This window comes from Paenibacillus sp. 79R4, from assembly GCF_013393165.1.
Taxonomy (GTDB): Bacteria; Bacillota; Bacilli; order Paenibacillales; family Paenibacillaceae; genus Fontibacillus.
This window is the reverse complement of record NZ_QJOT01000017.1, coordinates 1-16,926: the sequence shown is the minus strand read 5'-3', so window position 1 is coordinate 16,926 and position 16,926 is coordinate 1. Positions and strand designations below refer to the sequence as shown.

The 16,926-nt window shown below is 47.7% G+C and carries 15 protein-coding genes and 1 other annotated feature; of the genes, 2 read left to right on the top strand and 13 right to left on the bottom strand.

Annotated features, from left to right (window positions below; translation table 11 throughout):
* Nucleotides 1–123: 123 nt before the first annotated feature.
* Complete coding sequence (yfbR, locus tag DMN77_RS19730) at nt 124–735, top strand: 5'-deoxynucleotidase (protein ID WP_068780323.1); 612 nt, start codon at nt 124–126, stop codon at nt 733–735.
* Between the two features lie 654 nt (nt 736–1,389).
* Here the strand turns inward: yfbR and DMN77_RS19725 are convergent.
* From DMN77_RS19725 to DMN77_RS19710, 4 genes are all read right to left on the bottom strand, one after another.
* Complete coding sequence (locus DMN77_RS19725; protein WP_179016102.1) at nt 1,390–2,259, bottom strand: SDR family oxidoreductase; 870 nt, start codon at nt 2,257–2,259, stop codon at nt 1,390–1,392.
* A gap of 162 nt (nt 2,260–2,421) precedes the next feature.
* On the bottom strand, nt 2,422–2,847 hold the full coding sequence (locus tag DMN77_RS19720) for a hypothetical protein (protein ID WP_068780321.1): 426 nt from the start codon (nt 2,845–2,847) through the stop codon (nt 2,422–2,424).
* Nucleotides 2,848–3,306: 459 nt separating this feature from the next.
* Complete coding sequence (icd, locus tag DMN77_RS19715) at nt 3,307–4,602, bottom strand: NADP-dependent isocitrate dehydrogenase (RefSeq protein ID WP_179016101.1); 1,296 nt, start codon at nt 4,600–4,602, stop codon at nt 3,307–3,309.
* Between the two features lie 424 nt (nt 4,603–5,026).
* Nucleotides 5,027–6,139, bottom strand: coding sequence for a citrate/2-methylcitrate synthase (locus tag DMN77_RS19710; RefSeq protein ID WP_068780319.1), 1,113 nt, complete (start codon nt 6,137–6,139; stop codon nt 5,027–5,029).
* 351 nt (nt 6,140–6,490) lie between these two features.
* On the opposite strand from DMN77_RS19710, the gene ytvI reads away from it, so the two are divergent.
* Entirely contained in the window at nt 6,491–7,609 is a 1,119-nt protein-coding gene (gene ytvI, locus DMN77_RS19705; protein ID WP_179016100.1) for a sporulation integral membrane protein YtvI, read from the top strand.
* 23 nt (nt 7,610–7,632) lie between these two features.
* On the opposite strand, the gene argS is transcribed toward ytvI, so the two are convergent.
* The 9 genes from argS to DMN77_RS19660 form a co-directional block, all read right to left on the bottom strand.
* Nucleotides 7,633–9,384, bottom strand: a complete 1,752-nt coding sequence (argS, locus tag DMN77_RS19700; protein WP_179016099.1) for an arginine--tRNA ligase — start codon at nt 9,382–9,384, stop codon at nt 7,633–7,635.
* A gap of 60 nt (nt 9,385–9,444) precedes the next feature.
* Nucleotides 9,445–9,674: a binding site (T-box leader), on the bottom strand.
* 178 nt (nt 9,675–9,852) lie between these two features.
* Nucleotides 9,853–10,245, bottom strand: coding sequence for an FxsA family protein (locus DMN77_RS19695; protein ID WP_068780501.1), 393 nt, complete (start codon nt 10,243–10,245; stop codon nt 9,853–9,855).
* An 89-nt stretch (nt 10,246–10,334) separates the two neighbouring features.
* Nucleotides 10,335–10,754: an acyl-CoA thioesterase gene (locus DMN77_RS19690; RefSeq protein WP_179016098.1), complete on the bottom strand. Its 420-nt coding sequence runs from the start codon at nt 10,752–10,754 to the stop codon at nt 10,335–10,337.
* Nucleotides 10,755–10,879: 125 nt separating this feature from the next.
* Nucleotides 10,880–12,301 carry a pyruvate kinase gene (gene pyk / locus DMN77_RS19685; RefSeq protein WP_068780315.1) on the bottom strand — a complete coding sequence of 474 codons (1,422 nt, stop codon included), beginning with the start codon at nt 12,299–12,301 and terminating at the stop codon, nt 10,880–10,882.
* A gap of 123 nt (nt 12,302–12,424) precedes the next feature.
* Nucleotides 12,425–13,522 carry an acetyl-CoA carboxylase carboxyltransferase subunit alpha gene (locus DMN77_RS19680; RefSeq protein WP_179016097.1) on the bottom strand — a complete coding sequence of 366 codons (1,098 nt, stop codon included), beginning with the start codon at nt 13,520–13,522 and terminating at the stop codon, nt 12,425–12,427.
* Nucleotides 13,523–14,416 (bottom strand): acetyl-CoA carboxylase, carboxyltransferase subunit beta, encoded by an 894-nt coding sequence (gene accD, locus DMN77_RS19675; protein ID WP_179016096.1) that lies wholly within the window; start codon nt 14,414–14,416, stop codon nt 13,523–13,525. It lies immediately after the preceding gene.
* A 404-nt stretch (nt 14,417–14,820) separates the two neighbouring features.
* Nucleotides 14,821–15,009: a glutamate decarboxylase gene (locus DMN77_RS19670; RefSeq protein WP_068780313.1), complete on the bottom strand. Its 189-nt coding sequence runs from the start codon at nt 15,007–15,009 to the stop codon at nt 14,821–14,823.
* A 200-nt stretch (nt 15,010–15,209) separates the two neighbouring features.
* Nucleotides 15,210–15,698 carry a phosphatidylglycerophosphatase A family protein gene (locus DMN77_RS19665; protein ID WP_068780312.1) on the bottom strand — a complete coding sequence of 163 codons (489 nt, stop codon included), beginning with the start codon at nt 15,696–15,698 and terminating at the stop codon, nt 15,210–15,212.
* An 899-nt stretch (nt 15,699–16,597) separates the two neighbouring features.
* On the bottom strand, nt 16,598–16,926 hold a 329-nt coding region (locus DMN77_RS19660), incomplete at its 5' end, for a hypothetical protein (RefSeq protein WP_179016095.1).

Below are 16,926 nucleotides of genomic sequence, written 5' to 3'. Positions count from 1 at the left end.
TTACAATCATTGCATACTGCCGATAGCTTTATCCTCTTCAATAGCTTTATAATAACATAGTACCATGCTTCAGGTTACAAAATTATACAGACTTTTCCCTAAAAAAAGAGAGGTTTATCACTGATGAATTATCATTTTTCCGCTTATATGTATCGCCTGCGCTCGATCAAACGATGGAGCCTAATGCGAAGCACCACGGAAGAAAATGTAGCTGAGCATTCCTTCCATGTCGCCCTGCTTGCCCACCTGCTCTGTGAGATCGGCAATAAGCTGTTCCAGCGTCAGCTGAATGCGGAACGTGCTGCCACACTGGCCTTATTCCATGATGCCACCGAGGTATTCACCGGCGATATTCCAACCCCGGTAAAGCATCATAATCCAAAGCTGCTCGGCAGCTTCCGCGAGATGGAGAGCATTGCCGGCGAGCGCTTGCTGTCCATGGTGCCGCCGGAGCTTCGCAGCAGCTACCAGATCATGCTGTTCCCCAATGGAACAGACACGAACCCGGCGGATGCTGAGCTATTAAAATATGTCAAAGCGGCCGACAGCCTTGATGCCTATTTAAAATGCACCTGGGAGCTCACCTGCGGCAACCGGGAGTTCGCCGTCGCGAAGGAACAGCTCTATGACAAGCTGGATGTGCTGAACCTGCCGGAAATCGGCTATTTCCTGGAGCATTTTGCCCCCGGATTCGAAATGACGCTGGATGAGCTATCCGAGCAACCGGAACAATAATTAGCATCGGGTCGCAGTCGGGCTCGGGGGCGGCGCCGCAACTCCGTGATGCCACGGCTGCTATCCAGCTTCCGGCCCACTTCTGCCCAAATTGGCTCAAGCTCTATCGCTAGCTCAGCCTCGGACAGGTGTATCTCTAACGAAACTACAACACGTTATTACCTCGAAATCCGTGACGATTTTAATCTAACGAAACACCATATCGTTATTTAGGCCAAATCGAGGGTTTATTTTGTATATTTGGCTTAATAACGATACTCTGTTTCGTTAGAATTTCAAATCGCCTGTTTTTGCTCAAATAGCGATACCCTGTTTCGTTAGAGTTTGTTCCGAGTAAGATTAAGCCCCCTTGACCCAGCTTCTTTTAACGGAAGCCTATCAAGAGGGCTTTTGAATTCCTAGCGCTTACTTTGCTCCACGCTCAATTACTCTGCTTCATGCTCATTTCTTTGCTTCATACACATTACTCTGCTTCACACTCATTACTCTACTTCACGCTCATTACTCTACTCTTACTCATTATTCTACTCTCACTCATTAGCCTTCTCCACAACTCATTACTCTTCTCCACAACTCATTACTCTCATCCACACTCATTACTCTCATCCACACTCATTACTCTTCTCCACGCTCACTACTCCGCTTCACACTCGGTTAGCCGTTGACGATCTCTCCGCCGTTGATGTGGAGCACTTGCCCGCTCATGTAGGAGGAGTCGTCGCAAGCCAGATAGACGTACGCCGGGGCGAGTTCCTCCGGCTGGCCAGGGCGCTGCATCGGCGTGTCCCCGCCGAACTTGGATACTTGCTGTTCATCGAAGGTCGAAGGGATCAGCGGCGTCCAGATCGGGCCTGGGGCCACAGCATTGACACGAACCCCGGTCTTGCCCACGATGTTCATCGACAGGGCGCGGGTGAAACTGACGATCGCCCCCTTGGATGCCGAATAGTCAATTAACGTGGGGTTGCCCCTGTAAGCGGTTATAGAAGCCGTGTTAATAATCGCACTGCCTTTTTTCATATGCGGTAACGCCGCCTGTGTCAGATAAAACATGCCAAAAACATTCGTGCGGAAGGTCTTCTCAAGCTGCTGGGAGGTAATAGCCGCTATATCCTGCTGCGGGTGCTGCTCACCGGCATTGTTTACGAGAATGTCCAGTCCTCCCAGCTGCTCTACGGTTTGCTGAACAGCCTGCTTCGCAAAGCTCTCATTGCCGATATCTCCCGGGATCAGCAAACATTTTCTGCCTTCCTGCTCAACCTCTCGCTTCGTCTTCGCAGCATCCTCATGCTCACTTAAATAGACAACGGCGATATCTGCTCCTTCTTTTGCATAAGCAACGGCAACCGCCCTTCCTATGCCGCTATCAGCGCCAGTGATCAGGGCGACTTTATTCATCAGCTTCCCCGCCGCTTTATAGGGTCCCTCATAGTCCGGCAAGGGTTTCATCTTATGCTCCAACCCAGGCTGTTGATTCTGATGCTGCGGCGGCATCGTTGGTTTACTCTGCCCACTACTAGCCATATTGATATGTCGCTTCCTTTCTGTTCAGTTATGGTCCATCTTTATTAAGATGGCCTGAGGAAAGCAGGTTATGCGGTTATGCGCATGACAATACAAAAAACTCCCGACCACCATCGAGTAGATGATGATCAGGAGCTACTGAATTTATTTTAATACGATAGATTAAATGATAGAGCTAAATACCATGAAGAAGCTGATCAGGAGTACAAGCAGCGCTACCACATAGCTTAACGTAGCCAGCTTGCTGCTCTCAGCGGAAATGCTGCGATTTGCACGGATCCCTTCGATCGCCAGACGCAGCGGTTTGCCCATAATACCGCCTACAGCGCCGATGCCGAGGAACAAGATAACAATAATGATCATCCAAGGTACGGAATATTCTCCCTTGCTGATCATATACCCGCCACTTAATAATTGAATGACAAGGCCAATCTGTGCGAAGGTGTTCAGCGATTTCACAGCGCTCATGGTCCCTTCCTGCGCGGCAGAGGACAATTTATTAACTTTGGCCATTACAAAAGGCAGCACCAGATAGAACCCTAACGCCAAGGTGCCTACGATATGCAGAAATAGCATAAACTTATACAACTTGATCATCCTTCCAAAATAAATTAGATTTATTACAATCTATTATACCTATCATTGCCAATAATTAAAAGGAGCCTCCTGCCAAAGGAGACTCCTTCCTCTTGAAGACTACCAACTAGAATAACGAGCGTTCTTCCAGGCTCCTTATTAGAGGTTGTTCAAAAAGTCCGCTTTTGATAAGAAAACCTCAGCAGGGCTAATTTAAAGTTGAGCGAACAAGCGACTTAAAGGTAGGTTTTCTGCCATATAGAATTTTCATCAGCCGAGCTGATCACTCACTCATAAATTCTATATCTAACCCAAAGTGAAGCAGGGAGCAGGCTCGGCATCGAATCCTGAATTCAGCCGGGCCCTTCCGTTGCTCACGCAGCCTTTTCCTGCGCTCCGCTTCCCCAGTCCCTGGATTTACCCAACCTTCACGGTGTTGAAAATCGGCCTTTTTGAACAGACCTAATTCTATTACATATTTTTAATGACGTGATCGGCAAATTCCGAGCATTTCACTTCTGTTGCGCCTTCCATCAGACGGGCAAAGTCATAAGTTACCGTCTTGTTGTTGATCGAGGCCTCCAGTCCGTTATAGATCAGGTCAGCCGCTTCCTGCCAGCCCAAATGCTCAAGCAGCATAACGCCAGACAAAATAACCGAACCCGGATTTACCACGTCCAGATCCGCATATTTCGGAGCCGTACCGTGCGTAGCTTCAAAGATGGCGTGTCCTGTTACATAGTTGATATTCGCTCCCGGAGCAATACCAATCCCGCCTACTTGCGCTGCCAGAGCGTCGGACAAGTAGTCGCCGTTCAAGTTCAGCGTAGCGATCACATCAAAATCAGTCGGACGCGTCAATACCTGTTGCAAGGCAATATCAGCAATCGCATCCTTAATGAGGATCTTGCCAGCTGCAAGCGCATCCTCCTGCGCCTTGTTGGCAGCATCTGCACCGGATTGCTCCTTAATGCGGTCATACTCCGCCCATGTGAACACTTTATCGCCGAACTCGGCTTCAGCCACTTCATAGCCCCAATTTTTAAAGGCGCCTTCTGTGAACTTCATAATGTTCCCTTTGTGAACGAGCGTTACGCTCTTGCGGCTATGCTTGATCGCATATTCAACTGCCGCGCGAACCAATCGCTTCGAGCCTTCCTCTGACACCGGCTTAATACCGATACCCGAAGTCTCAGGGAAGCGAATTTTATTAACGCCCATCTCATTTTGCAGGAAGCTCAGCACCTTCTTCACTTCTTCAGAGCCTTCCTTGTATTCGATGCCTGCATAAATATCCTCTGTATTCTCGCGGAAAATAACCATATCTACCAGCTCCGGACGCTTCACCGGAGAAGGTACGCCGTCAAAATAACGTACAGGACGCAGACATACATACAGGTCAAGCTCTTGGCGCAGCGCCACGTTCAAGGAGCGAATCCCCCCACCGATCGGCGTAGTAAGCGGCCCTTTGATCGCTACAATATACTCACGGATTGCAGTCAGCGTATCAGCCGGCAGCCATTCTCCGTATGTATTAAAAGCTTTTTCCCCTGCAAAAACTTCATACCAGGCGATCTTCTTCTCGCCTTTGTATGCTTTCTCAACCGCAGCATCCAATACGCGCTTGGACGCTCTCCAAATGTCACGGCCTGTTCCATCCCCTTCAATGAACGGGATAACTGGGTTGTTAGGAACTTGCAATTTGCCGTTATCGATTACGATTTTTTCTCCTTCTGTTGGAAGGTCAAACTTAGTAAGTTGCAGCATGTTTATAGGTTCCTCCTCGTATATATTTAATGAACAGGCTATTCACCTGATTCTCATTCTAACAAAGGTTGTTTAAAAAGTCCCTCTTTGATAAAAAACAAAACTTGGCCAATTCAAGGCTTAAGCGATCGCGAGATGAAAAAGGCGGGTTTTCTTGCGATATAAAATTTCATCAGCTTCCGTTGATAAGGAATAAATTTTATATCTAACAGGAAGCAGCACTAAAAGGTGCATATCGGCATTGAAGCTTGAACCCGCAGGCCTAAGCGAATGCTTACGAAGTGATGTTTCCTGAGGAAACATCTTAAGTGCTCACGTACTAACTATATACGCTGCACTTCTCCTGCTCCTGCTTCATCCAACCTTCCCGAAGCCAAATTTAGGCATGTATTAACTACTGGCGGGAAGATTTCCCGCCAGACCATTATCTGAGATCAATTGGAATATATTTCTGATTGATAAGACCCGTGTATTCAGCGCGCGGACGAATAATCCGGTTATCGTCAAGCTGTTCGAGAATATGCGCAGACCAACCGGACAAGCGGCTGATCGCGAAGATCGGAGTAAATAAATCGGATGGAATTCCAAGCATGGTATATACCGAAGCAGAATAGAAATCGACATTGGGTCTAAGACCCTTTTGGCCCGTTACCAATTCTTCAATTCTTGCTGACATCTCGAATAAGGTGGAATCTCCCTTAAGCAAGCCGAGCTGTCGAGACATCTTCTGTAGATGTTTGGCACGCGGATCGCCATTCTTGTATACGCGATGTCCAAAGCCCATAATCTTCTCTCTGTTCGCAATCTTATTTAGAATATAAGGCTCTACATTATCAAGGCTGCCGATTTCGGACAGCATCTTCATCACCGCTTCATTGGCTCCACCGTGCAGCGGTCCCTTCAGGGTTCCAATCGCAGCCGTGATCCCCGAATAAATATCCGAGAGTGTCGCAATGGTCACGCGAGCCGAGAAGGTTGATGCATTCAGCTCATGGTCCGCGTGCAGCACAAGCGCCTGGTCCAGAGCTTTGACGGCTACAACATCCGGTTCTTCACCCGTCATCATATACAGAAAATTGTGCGCGATTGATACATTCTTCAATGGAGCGAGCGGCTCCTTGCCTTCGCGAATCCGGGCAAAAGCGGCAATAATTGTAGGAATCTGCGCTTGTAATTTAATTGCCTTAATCTGATTGCTTTCTCTGGAGATGTCATTCGCATTTTCATCATATAGAGCTAGTGCCGATACGGCCGTACGCAAAACAGCCATCGTGTTGGCATCGGACGGGAACAACTTCAATTGAGCCAGCAATGGCTCCGGAATAGCCGCAAAATCACTCAACTGCTGCTGCAGAAAAGCAAGCTGGGTCTGAGTTGGCAGCTTCCCATACCAGAGCAAATAAGCAGTCTCTTCGAAACTTGCCCGTTCCGCCAGATCATCGATATTAATGCCTCGATAAGCCAGCACGCCATCATGTATGGAGCTGATTGAGGAAGTCGCAGCGACAATGCCCTCAAGTCCTTTGGTAGCTGTCATGTACATCTCTCCTTCAAATACGAAATTGGGAAAATAAACCATTGAAAACATTTTCAATTTTGAAGTTTAAAATTTTCGTAATATAGCATCGCGGATGAAATATTAGGGAGGAACTGACACTAAAACTCTTTTAAATAATCATACTGGATTTCTAGGAGCAAGGGAACAACTTGAGTCGTTATAGACACATCAAATTATTTTTTCACACATATAAAGAAATTTTTGTAATCTCTTCCGAATTGCAACGACAAAAGTCACATCATCCAATAAATTTTGTTTCTGTAATACTAATTTTGAAAGAGAAATAGAAATAGAGTAAAACCTGTCCAATCCAAAAAAGGGGGGATACGAATGGATTACATGGTTGTAAAACGAGTACTGCGCGGTGCCTGGGTATGTCTTGCGGTGCTGGCAGTTTGCCTTACATTTTATTGGGTACTGCCGCTCATATACCCTTTTCTGATCGCATGGATTATCGCCTATGCCATGAATCCATTTGTCCAGTGGATGCAAGAGACCTTAAAGCTGCCGCGCTGGGCTTCCGTCATACTGGCCATACTTGTCTACTTCTCAGCCGGAGCCATCGTCATTACAGCTGCCGTCACCCGTATGGTTAAGGAAATGATTCATCTTGCGGACACCGCTAATGAGCATATCGGGGAGTGGCGCGATCAGTTCATCTCTTGGGGCCAGAACGAGGAGCTGCAAAGACTGTTTAATGAAATAAATTCTTTTATCGTACGGAATCCAGGCTACGGCGACACCTTCACTAAAAATATTGATAATGCTGCGCTAACGATTAGCAACGCCATTTCCCGAATCATTACCAGCTTCCTTAATGGAGTCATTAACGTGATTACCTCATTGCCCAGCCTGGGCCTGATTTTATTAATTATCCTGCTGTCTGCCTTCTTCATTAGCAACGGTTGGGATAAGAACAAGCGGATGATCCTCGGAATTATGCCTAAGGGATGGTTCAAAATGGGAGGGGTTATACGGAACAATTTGCAAATGGCGTTATTCGGGTACCTGCGGGCCCAGTTCATTATGATCTCGATTACCGCCTTCGTCGTCTGCATCGGACTTCTCATCCTGCGAGTCGATTCACCGGTAACTTATGCTATTCTGATCGGACTGGTCGATTTGCTGCCTTACTTAGGCGTCGGCACGATTCTCATCCCGTGGCTCGTCTATGCCTTCATGACAGGCAACATCGCGCTGGGCATCGGGCTTTCTATTTTATACGGAGTTGTTCTTGTATCCAGACAACTGATCGAGCCCAAGGTGCTGGCGACTAGCGTCGGGCTCGATCCATTGCCTACTATGATCTCTTTGTTCGTCGGCTTGCAGCTGTTCGGCGTACTCGGGCTTATTATCGGGCCCGTCGCCCTCGTCGTCATTAATGCCGTTATTAAAGCCGGCGTCTTCCATGAGCTGAGGGACTATATCATGAACGGAAGAACGCAATAATGCCGCGCGTCTCCCTTATACAGCTACATTTCCTCCGGTGCTTGCAATCCGATCAGACGGAATCCATTTTGAAGTGTAATTTGCACGCACTTGACCAAAGCAAGACGAGCCGCTCTTAGCTTCTCATCTTCCACAAGAATCGGGCAATCATGATAAAAGCGGTTGAAAGCCTGGGCAAGGTCAATTAAATAGCGAGTAACGATCGACGGCTCTAGCTTGACTGCGGCTTGTACGATCCGTTCCGGGAACAAGGCCAATTCCTTTAATATAGCAATCTCCGTAGAATACTGCAGCTTGCCGGGATCGAATTGCTCGGCCAGTAGTGAGGCCTCGACCATCTTCTTGCCGGGAGGGAGATCCGCAGCCGCTTTACGCAATACACTGCAGGTTCTCGCATAGCAATACTGCACATATGGCCCCGTCTCGCCCTCGAAGCTAAGCGCATTATCCCAGGAGAAGACGATATCCTTAATCCGGTTCGCACTCAAATCATTAAAGATGACAGCGCCAACTCCGACCTGACGGGCTACCTCATCTTTATTTTGCAGCTGCGGATTTTTGACTTCGATAATTTCCTTAACCTTCTTAATCGTCTGCTCCAGCACTTCCTCCAGCTTCACGACATTGCCTTTACGGGTCGATAAGCTCATCCCCTCCAGAGTCACTCGGCCAAAGGGAACATGGATCATCTCGTCCTCTGCCCAGTCATAGCCCATCAGCCCTACAACCTTGAACAACTGGGCAAAATGCAGATTCTGGGCGTAGTCCGTGACATACAACGCCTTGTCGAATGAATAGGTCTGCTTACGGTAGAGCGCCGCCGTCACATCCCGAGTATGGTAAAGGGTGCTTCCATCCTTCTTTAGCATCAAAGCCGGAGCCATGTTGTATTGATCGAGACGAACAAGCCAGGCCCCTTCATCCTCCTCCAGAAGCTGTTTATCCTTCAGCTCCTGGATCACCGGCTCCATCTTATCGTTATAGAAGCTCTCCCCTGTAAAATAATCGAATTCCACACCGAGCAGGTCATATATTTTCTGGAATTCCGCCAGACTGATATCGACAAAGCGCTGCCAAAGGGCCAGCACTTCCTCGTTACCTTGCTCCATCTTCAGGAAGCAGGCTCTCGCTTCATCCTCCAGACCAGGATCACGCTCTGCTTCCTCATGGAACTTTACATACAGACCCAGCAGCTCATCAATCGCGCCTTGCTCCAGCCGTGCTTCATCGCCCCATAGCCGATAGGCGACAATCAATTTCCCGAACTGAGTGCCCCAATCGCCCAGATGGTTAATCCCGATGGATTGATAGCCTAAGAAGGAATGAATCCGATAGAGCGCATTGCCGATAACCGTTGAACGCAGATGGCCAACGTGAAATGGCTTGGCGATATTGGGCGAGGAGAAATCGATCACGATCGTCTTCCCGGCGCCGATATCTTTAGATCCGTAACGCTCTCCTGCGTTAAGAATCGTATGCACGACGCTCCCGGCGAGGTAGCTCTGCTTCAGGAAGAAATTCAAGTATCCGGACACCGACTCGATCCGGTCGATAAAATCACCTTCCGCTGCCTTCGGCTCCAGCGCTTCTTTCAGCTCAGCAGCAATCTGCAGCGGAGATTTCCGCAGCTTCTTGCTAAGTTTGAAGCAGGGCAGGGACAGATCCCCCAGCGCCCCCTCCTTCGGATACTCCAGCAACGCCAGTATCTCCTGTGCAGGAGTATCGGCCAGCAGCTCCGAGATCCATTGTGCAACTTTTGATTTTGCCATATCCATAATCTTCAGCTCCTTATTTCTATATCCAAAATAACAAATAAAAAAGCCCCTCATCTCTATTGAAGAGACGAGAGACTTATATTCCCGCGGTACCACTCTACGTGCCGGACCTGCTGATCCAACCTGCTTAAGGCTGGTTAACGTCCAGCTGCCGGATCTCCCTACTCACCTTAGCTTCAGAAGACCATCTCCCGGGTGCGCTTCGCTCATCCTGTTCTGCACCGGCTTGCACCCTCCCGGCTCGCTAATTGCAGGTTAGTATAAGCTACTCTCCCGATCGTAGAATTTTATATAGATAGTTAAAAAGTCCGCCTTCGATAAGAAAACCAATCCATCCAAATTCATGGATAAGCGGCTATAATTCAGCAGCAGCTTTTCTGGCGATATAGAATCTCATCCGCTTTGGTGCTGAAAACCGGACTTTTGAACATTCAATTTAAAATATTGTATACATGAAACCGAGATAAGTCAACGGCGATAAAAGGTGATCGAACCATCCTTCATCTTCTTCTCTATCCATTTCAAGAGCAGCTTCCGGTAGATCATACGGGTGAGCGGGAACACCATCGTAAACCCGATAATGTCCGTAACGAAGCCGGGAATCAGCAGCAGAATCCCCCCAAAGAATACACACATTCCATCCAACATCGTGCGTCCGGGAATCTGTCCGCCATTCATTTGCGATTTCGCATCTGCCATCACTTTGCTGCCTTCGAACTGCATCATCAAGCCGCCGATGATCGAAGTCGCAACGGTCAGGAAGATCGTCTTGCCTACGCCCAGCCTTCCACCAACCTCAGCATATCCCCAAAACTCTACAATTGGAAATAATACAATCAAAACGGCAATCCATTTGCGCATAAATAACTCCTTTTCACCAGCAAGTTTCTTCAGCAAAAAATACCTATGAATCATATTTTACCGTTTTGAGACTCCAGAATCAAAATTGTTCAGGACTTGCTTGCTTTCTCAAATGCAGCATACCATTCAGGAAACACTTTTTTGAATTGCACAGGCTTAAAGTCCTCGCACCTAACGACATAATGGACCGATGTACCTACAACGCATAATGTCCCCTCACCGTTAAACACTTCATAAGCATATTCGGTCTTAACTCCCCCGTTCTGCTTGATCCAGGTGCGAAGCAGCACCTCTTCACCATAACGGACTCCCCGCTTATATTCGACCTTCATCTCCTGAACCGGGGAGATATAACCGGACTGCTCCATCTCGAAATAACTCAAGCCCAGGTCCTGGATTAATTTCAACCGGCCGACCTCAAACCACTCCAAATAATGCGAGTGATAAATAATCCCCATCATATCATATTCAAAATATTTAGGCGTGATGCCGAGCTCGCTTACATACATGCTCTATAATTCCTCCTCTTGTGCTTAAATATATCGATATCTATTGAAAAAAAAGCAATGGCACACCGTTGCCGGTTGTCCCATTGCTTCTTATCTCCATGCACTATATCCGTGCATCTTATCCATTAATTATGAACTTGGCCAACCTTGATCAGGTTCGTCGAACCGGAGCTTCCCAGAGGAATTCCAGCAGTAATGACTACGAGATCTCCATCAACAACGACACCGGATTCAAGTCCGCCCTTCATAGCATTGTCGAACATTTCATCCGTTGATGTAGCTGTATGGCCTTTAACCGGAATAACGCCCCAGTTCAAAGCAAGGCGACGCAAGGTTTGTTCTTGGGTCGTTACAGCAATGATCGGTGCTTGCGGACGATACTTCGATACCATGCGAGCTGTATAACCCGTTTCTGTCGAAGTAATGATTGCCTTAGCGTTCAGTTCAAGCGCAGAAGTTGTAACAGCTTGGCTGATTGCTTCGGTAACAGTAGTCTCTTGAGCGATTCTTTGCTTCACGAGAATACCATGATAATCAAGCGCAGATTCAGCCTTCTCAGCGATGCGGGACATCGTCTGAACAGACTCAACCGGATATTTACCAGCAGCTGTCTCACCGGAAAGCATGATTGCATCTGTACCGTCAAGGATTGCATTCGCTACGTCACTTGCTTCAGCGCGAGTAGGTCTCGGGTTGCGTTGCATGGAGTCCAGCATTTGCGTTGCCGTAATAACTGGCTTGCCAACGCGGTTACATTTCTCGATCATCAATTTTTGCACGAGCGGCACATCTTCAGCAGGAATTTCCACGCCAAGGTCACCACGTGCTACCATCAAGCCGTCGGACACTTCAAGGATTTCATCCAGGTTGTCCACACCTTGCTGGTTCTCAATTTTGGAGATAATCTGGATGTGTGCTGCGTTCGAGCTTTCGAGCAGTTTACGAATTTCAAGTACGTCGCTTGCTTTACGAACGAAGGAAGCCGCAATGAAATCGATGCCTTGTTCAATCCCAAACTTGATATCGTTAGCGTCTTTCTCTGTAATACCTGGCAAAGAGATGTTCACGCCTGGAACGTTAACACCCTTCTTGCTCTTGATCGTACCGCCATTAACAATGCGGCATTTGATTTCCGTACCTTGAACTTCTTCAACGGCCAATCCGATCAGACCATCGTCGATCAGAATAGTCGAACCCACTTTCACATCTCCAGGAAGCTCTTTGTAAGTGACGGAGATACGGTTCTTGTCACCGAGGATTTCTTCGGTGGTCAAAGTGATGAACTCGTCTTGTACAAGTTCAATTGGTTCTTCTTTCAATTTACCGGTACGAATTTCAGGACCTTTGGTGTCCAGCAGTATGGCGATCGTTTTCCCCAACTCTTGGCTCGCTTGGCGAATCGTCTTGATTCTGTTGCCATGCTCCTCGAAATCACCATGCGAGAAGTTCAGGCGAGCAACGTTCATTCCGGCCATGATTAATTTCTTGGTGTTTTCTAACGATTCACTGGAAGGACCGATAGTACATACGATTTTTGTTTTGCGCATTTTGGGTTTCCTCCGTTTTAATGTTCTCTCTATACTTTTTTGATTCATCTTTTCCAACAACTAAATTTACTACAGTTTAACCGATTTGTATAGGGAATTTGTCATATTAACAATATAACTGTCCTATTCATTTCCTGAACCGGAAGATTCTATAACAACTTTATCCTTATCTTCGGCATGTTTCTCATCCGGCTCTGGCTTGACTTCCGGCACAGGCTCTGCGGTTGCCGCTTCATCGGAGTCGGAAAGCTCGACTTCCATTCTTGCCTGCTCCGTAAATTTGCCGATTTTACGAAACTTTCTGTAGCGATCCTCCAGCAGCTCGTCCGAATTCATAACGGACAGTTCCTGCAATTGAACAAGCAATTCCTGTTTGATCGCTGCTGCAGTCGTCTCATAATCACGATGAGCACCACCGCGCGGTTCAGGAATAATCCCTTCGATGACTTCCATCTCCAGCAGGTCCTGGGCAGTAATCCTCATTGCTTCGGCAGCCATATCCGCCTTGGAGGCATCCTTCCACAGGATCGAGGCCGCTCCGTTTGGCGAGATTGCAGAATATATAGCATTCTCCAGCATCAGGACCCGGTTGCCGACCCCCAGTGCCAGAGCACCTCCGCTGCCGCCTTCGCCAATCACTACGCAAATAACAGGTACGCGAAGCCCGGCCATCTCCAGCAGGTTGCGGGCGATCGCCTCGGATTGTCCCCTCTCCTCCGCTGTACTGCCCGGATAAGCGCCTTTGGTATCGATAAAGGTGATCACAGGTCTGCCGAACTTTTCCGCCTGATGCATCAGTCTCAGCGCCTTGCGGAACCCTTCCGGATGCGGGCTGCCGAAGAATCGGGCGATATTGTCCTTCGTATCCTTGCCGCGCTGCTGGCCGACGACCGTAACAGCGGTTCCATCCAGTTTAGCCAGACCGCCCACTATGGCTAAATCGTCCCCAAATAGACGGTCCCCATGCAGTTCAATAAAATCTTCAAAGATCAGATTAATCAGGTCCAACGAGGTTGGACGCTGATGATGTCTGGCCAGATGCATCTTCTGCGATGGCGATATGTAGCTGTATATTTCTTCCTCCAGCTGCTTGTAACGTTCCTCCAGCCGTGCAACTTCTTCGCTGAAATCGATTCCCTTCTCCTGACCAAACTGCTTCAGTTCATTAATTTTCTCGCGCAGTTTCACAAGAGGTGTCTCAAAAGGCAATTCTCCAGCCATTTATGCTCCTCCCTTCACGCTGTGCAAGTCGATCAATTTGGTCAGCATTGCCTTAAGCTCTTTCCGATGAACAACAAGGTCCAGCTGACCGTGCTGCAGGTTAAATTCCGCGGTCTGGAAATCCTCCGGCAGCTTCTGACGAATCGTCTGCTCAATCACAATTCTGCCGGCAAATCCGAACACAGCTCCCGGCTCAGCGATGATAATATCACCAAGCATAGCAAAGCTGGCCGATACCCCACCGGTAGTCGGATCGGTAATGACCGAGATATAGAATCCACCCTGCTCATGATGACGGGCTAGAGCCGCACTTGTCTTCGCCATTTGCATCAGACTGAGGATACTCTCCTGCATACGGGCCCCACCCGATGTTGAGAAAATAATGATAGGGAGGCGTTTTTCTGTAGCCGCTTCAATGGCGCGCGTAATTTTCTCGCCTACAGCCGAGCCCATGCTCCCCGTAAAGAAATCAAAACTCATTACAGCAACCACGACCGGAAATCCTCCAATCGTTCCTTCACCGGTCACGACCGCTTCACGCAATCCCGACTTCAGGGCCTGCTGCTCCAGCTTCGTCGCATATCCCGGGAACTCAAGCGGGTCTTCGGATACCAGATCCCGATCATATTCGAGGAAGCTATCTTCATCCATCGTCATACGGATCCGTTCCATCGCGTTGAGGCGCATATGATAGCCGCAAGAAGGACATACCTTAAGGTTCTTTTCAAGCTCCTTACTGTATTGTATGCTGCCGCAGCGGCTGCACTTATTCATCAGACCTTCCGGGATTTCACGCTTCGGCCGTTCCGCCGACGTAGCATTCGCGTCGCTCCCCAAACGTTCTGAAGGAATGGTCGCGTATTTTCTTTTTTTCTGAAATAAGTCTTTAAACACAGCTACACCTCTTCAGCCGTTAATTTATTATTTAGTATGTGTTCAAAAAGGCCAATTTTCAGCACCGAGAAGATTGGACAAGGCTTTGCATGAGAAGCACAACGTACGCCTGGGGTACGTGAGTATCCGGGACGTCCCTCTCAAATCATGACTTTGTAAGCATCAGCTTAGGTTCGGCTTCGATGCCGAAATGCACCTTTCAGTGCTACTTCGTGTCGGTATAGTATCTATTTCTTATCAGCGGAAGCTGATGAAATCTATACCGCAGGAAAGCTTGTCTTTGAGTCGCGGTCGCTCCTCCTTGAATGACTTCAATCGGTGTCTTTATACAAAGCCGACTTTCTGAACATCCTCTATTGCACCTGAAAACAAGGACATAACATGTAATGTTGTCTCCTTGTCATTTATGGATGCAATATTGAATTCAACACTTCTTGAACTTCTTCCAGTTCCCCTGAAGGAACCAATATTTCAAACTGCTGTTTGGATAAATTAACAGGACGTGTTTGGACTAGAAAGCCTTCCTCTGTGAGTTTTGACTTGATCATTTCCGCAATCTTAGCGGTAGGAGCAATATACATTACGGTCCACATGCCCTACTCAAAGCCCCCTAACCTCTCAACTAAAGCCCGTATAATAGAGTAATGATAACATAATGTTCAAAAGTCCCGCAACAGAGCAAGGGAGTTAAAAACAAGCCGGAGTCCGCATAAACTCCGGCATTTTATGACTTAATTAGAGGAAGTTCAACAAGTCGGGCAGAGTTGTTGAACACGCATTATAGACCAATAAATCAGCCCTTGGAGTAGTTTGTTGCCTTTTGACTTTTATGGGCGATCCGTGCCGAAGCAGCGGCAGCAAGCCCCGCGACCAGATCATCCAAATAAACATGAATATGATCTCCCTGATTATTCAGTCTGCCGATCAAATCCGGCTTAACCTTGTCCAGATAACCAAAGCTCGTCAGCCCAATCATTCCAAACACGCTAGTGATGCCCAGCGCCATCGTCTCATCCACGCCATAGAGCGGCTCATCCGCTTCCATAATCGATTGCAAAGGCTCAGGGAGCAGCTTTCGCTCCGCCAGTTCATCAAGTGCAATTCCCGTAAAAAGCGTATACTGAACCTCGCGTTTTTGCAATACCGCCTTCACGCTATCATAGCATTGTTCTACCGTCAAATCATCATGATACGGCAATTGAAGCTTATAAACAATTTGGGCAATCTCCTCAAGTTTTACTCCCCGTTTCAACAACTGCGCTTCCGCTAATTCAAATGACATTGTTTTCCCTCCCAAGAGCTTCGTGTTGACCCTATTTAAAAAATGTAAAATGCACATTTATCCTCCGCATTTCTGCGCGAAATTACGGATTTCAAATGTTCGCAGCGCGTTCTCTTTTATGCCGAAAATTTTACTGGCGTCTTGCACCATGTTCAACATTTATAAGTTCTTAAAAGCTGCCTGGCCGGTTATATCCTCCAGCCTTCCTGCGCTTAATATCAATTTTAAGGCTGTACACGCGTGTTTATCGCCCAGCAGCGAGTCAGTATTTTGTAAACGTCTCAACGATAACCTCCCTTGCCCCCGCTCCCTGTCCTCTCGTGTTCCTAAGTGTATGCAGGTGTCACATAAAATGTTCATAAAAAAACCTCTAATAAGGCAATTCAAGAATGAATAATCAAAACCTAAATGTTGGTTTTTTTGCAATACGGAATTTTATCATCTCATCCAGGCACCAATATATTCTCTAACCCTAAAAAGCTGAAATCCGACAGGCAAAATGGCGATTTTGAAACAGCCAATTATTATAGCAGCCTCACTGGGATTGGATAAACAATCCAATTACTAATATACTGATAACTGATGATCATCTTACGAAAAACGCCCCATCCATATCGCTATGGAATCGGGGCGTTTATTTCTATTAATTAAGGAGGTTAAAATGACAAAGGATTGGAGAAGGCTCATTGGGATTTATTTATTAACAAAATAGGCCCGCTATAACGAGATTATGAGTTTTTGCTGTTCGATACGAGATAAAAACGGCATAAGAATATGGAGCTCCTGCATTAATGCATTTCAGTAAAAATGAGGGATTGGGCGTGTTAAAGAAAAAAAGCCTGCATTTTAGCAAGCCTTTTATTCAAAACCAAGCGTTTTCTCTTTATTTATAATCGAGTTTATCTGATCCTCACCGTATCCTGCCCCCGCATTTGCTCCATCTCATGGAGCAAGTCAGGCGTTGGTTTGATGCTGTAGCGATTTGAAAGCGCGAGCAGCTTCCCGGTGCTTTCGTAGAACAGCACCGTGGCCAGTGGGCCAGGATGCAGCTGAAGCAGCTGCTTCAGCTGCACGAGCAGGCCGGCGTTCTCCGCCGCCGCCGTGATCTTGATGAAGACGCGCTGTTCAGCCGTCTTCCGCTCTTGCCCCGCCGCGCGCGGTTGCTGCGCGCCGGGGGCGTCCCCGGGCCGCCGCCCGGTGCCCGGCGACCTTCCGCCTGCGGCGGCTT